Source organism: thiotrophic endosymbiont of Bathymodiolus puteoserpentis (Logatchev) (assembly GCF_900127505.1).
GTDB lineage: Bacteria > Pseudomonadota > Gammaproteobacteria > PS1 > Pseudothioglobaceae > Thiodubiliella.
The window spans coordinates 59776-63836 of sequence record NZ_UEXF01000058.1 but is presented as its reverse complement, the minus strand read 5'-3'; the positions used below and the strand labels follow the sequence as shown (position 1 = coordinate 63836).

At 36.9% G+C, this 4061-nt stretch carries 5 protein-coding genes; 2 read left to right on the top strand and 3 right to left on the bottom strand.

Annotated elements, in window-relative coordinates; genetic code table 11:
• Positions 1-392: 392 nt before the first annotated feature.
• Positions 393-1721 (bottom strand): M48 family metalloprotease, encoded by a 1329-nt coding sequence (locus tag BHECKSOX2_RS07680; RefSeq protein ID WP_139683106.1) that lies wholly within the window; start codon positions 1719-1721, stop codon positions 393-395.
• 114 nt (positions 1722-1835) lie between these two features.
• Between BHECKSOX2_RS07680 and BHECKSOX2_RS07675 the strand changes: the two genes are divergently transcribed.
• Together BHECKSOX2_RS07675 and BHECKSOX2_RS07670 are read left to right on the top strand one after the other, a co-directional pair.
• Complete coding sequence (locus tag BHECKSOX2_RS07675; protein WP_139683105.1) at positions 1836-2060, top strand: sulfurtransferase TusA family protein; 225 nt, start codon at positions 1836-1838, stop codon at positions 2058-2060.
• 28 nt (positions 2061-2088) lie between these two features.
• Positions 2089-2604 carry a DsrE/DsrF/DrsH-like family protein gene (locus BHECKSOX2_RS07670; RefSeq protein WP_010646160.1) on the top strand — a complete coding sequence of 172 codons (516 nt, stop codon included), beginning with the start codon at positions 2089-2091 and terminating at the stop codon, positions 2602-2604.
• A 46-nt stretch (positions 2605-2650) separates the two neighbouring features.
• Here the strand turns inward: BHECKSOX2_RS07670 and BHECKSOX2_RS07665 are convergent, their stop codons facing one another.
• On the bottom strand, positions 2651-3304 hold the full coding sequence (locus BHECKSOX2_RS07665; protein ID WP_139683104.1) for a histidinol-phosphatase: 654 nt from the start codon (positions 3302-3304) through the stop codon (positions 2651-2653).
• A gap of 291 nt (positions 3305-3595) precedes the next feature.
• Positions 3596-4061 (bottom strand): fibrobacter succinogenes major paralogous domain-containing protein (locus BHECKSOX2_RS07660; RefSeq protein ID WP_218973233.1); only part of this gene is annotated, 466 nt, incomplete at its 5' end.

The window sequence follows — 4061 nt, the reverse complement described above, 5'->3', positions numbered from 1 at the left end:
TCAAAGGCATCATCAAAGACTGTCCAATTAATAGTGTTGGCTAGTTGTATTAAAGGGTCTTTGACATCTAATTGAGAAAAGAGCTCTGAATGAAAAAGATTTGATTGGGTGGATATTGGGCTGGATTTAGTTAACATTTTTTTAAGCAAAACGACCAAGAAATAAGAGGTATTTTAGCAAAAGTTGGTTGATTTGTCTAGGGTTATTGTTGGTTTTATTGTTATAAATCAATTTGTTGTGTGGTTTTTAAGGGTTGACTATTTAAACTTTGTCCTAGCGGGACTAAGGCTGGGTTTTCTCTTTTAGGGATTGCTGAGTGTCACTGGAAAAATCCTCATAGTGGGTGAAAAGTGGGCTTCTGATGATTATTCCTGTTTATGCAAAGAGTCTTTCTATTTATATAAGTTTATTATTTGTTTTAAGGTGTCAATCTTAGCATTCACGATATCGTACAAATCTTGTGAATCAACCAATGTTTTTGCACGCTCATAATGCCCAATTGCCTGATTTAATTTGCCCTGTACAGTTAACGCTTTCGCACTTTGAATGTGTGAACGCCCAAAATCTCCTTGTTTTAAATATAACAAAGCCAACAATTTATAAGACTCATAATTACCTTGATTTTCCCGTAAAAAAGGCTTTAAGATTGATATACCTAAACCCAACTGCTGATTATCCAAATAAGTTTTAGCCGCATAATACACACTTGCTTCGTCTTTTTCATTACCATGGTTCTTATTAAAATACTGCTGCGCCAAAACAACATTGCCTAATTTAGCAGCGATACGCCCTGCCAAAATATTACTCGGCTTGCTATTATTAACAAGTAATAATTTATCACTATATCGTTTAGCCCTCTTATAATTCTGTTCATCAAGTGCCTGATAAGCTTGCATATAATAAGTAATCGCTTTGCTGTCTTCTATTTTAATTCTGTAATATGCTTGATAATACAATCTGGCTTTAGTCGTAGCGTATTCAAAAGAATCTTTTCTATAATTGCCCAAAGTCCGCCCTGAGTGCTGCAAGCTATCTGAGATACGGTTAATACTTAATGGGTGTGATTGCAAAAATTCTTGCGCATTAGCTTTGTCCTTTAATTTTGCAAAGAAATTAGCCATGCCTTTTGGGTCAAACCCAGAGCGCTTTAACATAGCAGTACCAATCCTATCTGCTTCCCATTCATGCTCACGGGTAAAGTTAATATTTTGTTGTAAAGTACCTGCAAGGGTAGAGGTAAAAATGGCTTCTGATGCTTTATTGTTGTCAATCAATGCTGCTGCTAATATGCCTGCTAATAATAAATAGTTTTGCTTGCCTGATTTTTTAGAAAATCGTACAAGATGATTTTGAGTAACATGTGATATTTCATGAGAAAGCACACCTGCCAACTCAGACTCAAAATCTGAATTCAATAACATTCCTGTGTGTATACCGATATAACCATACGGGCCAGCAAAGGCGTTAATACTGCTGTCCTTTAAAAAGAAAAATCCAAAATTCTTGCGTGGATTTTCACTATAAGTCGTGAGTTCATGGCCAAGTTTTTGCAGGTAAGTTGTCGCCTCAATATCGGAAATAACCAAATCGGTATCCCAGATTAATTGCAAAAATTCCCTACCTTTCTTTTTTTCATCTAACGATTCTAAGAGTTGCAATTCTGGAACGCTGGTTGCCAAAGCAAAAAATGGCACTATAAGTAATGATAGAAAAATTTTCATAATAGCGCCTATTATATTTGACTATTCACCGCAGAATGATATAAAATGCTTAAAATTATTAGAATACTCTAATATATATTTAATATTTACTAAAACTTAATAAGGAGTACCAACATGGCTGACGAAACTTTAGACGCATCAGGCTTAAACTGCCCACTACCAATCTTAAAAACTAAGAAAGCACTATCCAAAATGGATGCTGGAAAAATCTTAGATGTAATTTCAACGGACGCTGGTTCAGTAAAAGACATCGAAGCTTTTTGCAATCAAACTGGCAACAAACTTGTTTCAACAGTAGAAGATGGTAGTAAATATGTCTTCACTATTGAAAAGGTTTAAAACACTAATTTAACAGGGGGATTTTATTATGTCAGATAACAAAAAAATGACGATTATTGCCACTAAAGGTACTTTTGATTGGGCGTTTCCACCCTTCATTATCGCCTCTACTGGCGTGGCAATGGACAAAGAAGTGACCATCTTCTTTACTTTCTACGGACTTAACCTTTTACTTAAAGACACTTCCAAATTAAAGGTTTCTCCCATGGGCAATCCCGCCATGCCAATGAAACTCCCTATGGGTCCAAAATGGCTACAAAAAATTGATTTTGGCCCTAAGATTCCAAACATCTTTTGGTCTTTACCATTCACAGAGCATCTGGCAACTTATTTAATGAAAAAAACCATGAAAAAGAATGGCGTGGCAAAGTTAGATGAATTACGCGCTATGTGTCAAGAATTTGATGTTAAATTTATCGCTTGTGAAATGACGGTTGATTTATTCGGCTATAGCAAAGACGATTTCATTGATGGCGTTGAATTTGCAGGTGCAGCGACTTATTTTGATGAATGTGATGGCTCAAACCATAACCTTTATATGTAGCAACTTATTGTTAGCTATCAATAAAAACCTCCGAAAGGAGGTTTTTTTATGTCCAATCTAAACTCAACCAATCTCGTTCTTTGGCTATTTTTTGAAGCCTGTCGTCCCCATGCACAACAATAGGATTATCAACTAATTCTAATAACGGTAAATCATTGTGTGAATCGGAATAAAAATAAGCACCCTCCAAAGTTTCATTATTCTCTTCACACCATTGTTTTAGTTTGCGAACTTTACCGATTTGAAAACACGGCTCACCTAATACTTTGCCTGTAAATCTCCCAGCAATCATTTCAGGTTCAGTGGCTAATAACTCATCAATGCCGTAAACTTGTGCAATCGGACGGGTAACAAATGAATTGGTAGCAGTAATGACTATAATTCTATCACCGTTTTTCTTGTGTAAATTTACCACTTTTTGCGCTTTTTCCAGAAGGATTGGCTGGATCTTCTCAGCCATAAATTGTTGATGCCACGCTTTTAATTGCTTAATGGGGTTGCTTGCTAAAGGCGTTAGACAGAATTCTAAATATTTATCAATATTTAACTCACCTTTAGCGTAATCGTCAAAAAATGCTTGATTTTGCTGCTGGTATTCATCAACATCAACTGCACCAATTTCAGACAAAAACTCACCCCATAAAAAATCACTGTCGCCTCCTAACAAAGTTTTATCTAAATCAAATAATGCAAGTGCCATATTAATAAATATTACAACCAAAGAAAAACATTATACTTAGAGACCTTTGCATAAATAGGGATGATTAGCAAAATCCAATTTTTGCCCAATTGGTGATTTCTTTAAACCTTGTCCTAGCAGGGCTAAGGCTGGGTTTAAAAAATCGCCAAGTGGGTGAAAAGTGGGTTTCTGATGATTGTTCCTATTTATGCAAAGGTCTCACTTAAGCCTAAAGCATAAAATAAAAAAACACTCACAGCCTGCGGGACGGTTGTGTCAAGGGAGATGAAAGGTTAAATAAACCCAAAGTGGTTAATCTCTAATGCAACGAATACTAAAGCCATAAGTACGATTAACGCTACCGAAACTCGCAGAATTATGGTAGATGACCAAAAAATGACCAAACCTCCCCCCAGCAGACCGACTCCACAAGACGGTGGCATTACCAGCACCGCTAAATGCACCATGAGGCTGGCGGGTGCCAGCAGCTGGCAACTTCAGGAAGCTGGAGAAGGCCGTGTTAATATTGATAACATCAGTTGTAGTAGCACTGGTAGTATCTGCTGTTAACTCTGCATCAGTTGGCACACTGAAGCCTATTGGACAGATATCATTGACGCCACCATCTGCCCAAGCATCTATTCTAAGGGCGCCACTGTTGTCTATGTCTATGTTTACCCAATCAGCAGGAATCTTAGCATTGGTGATAAATGTATTTGTTGCTGGAGTGATAGAGTTTGCCAGTGTTGTTGTGACGCCTGAATCACTAGATTCATGA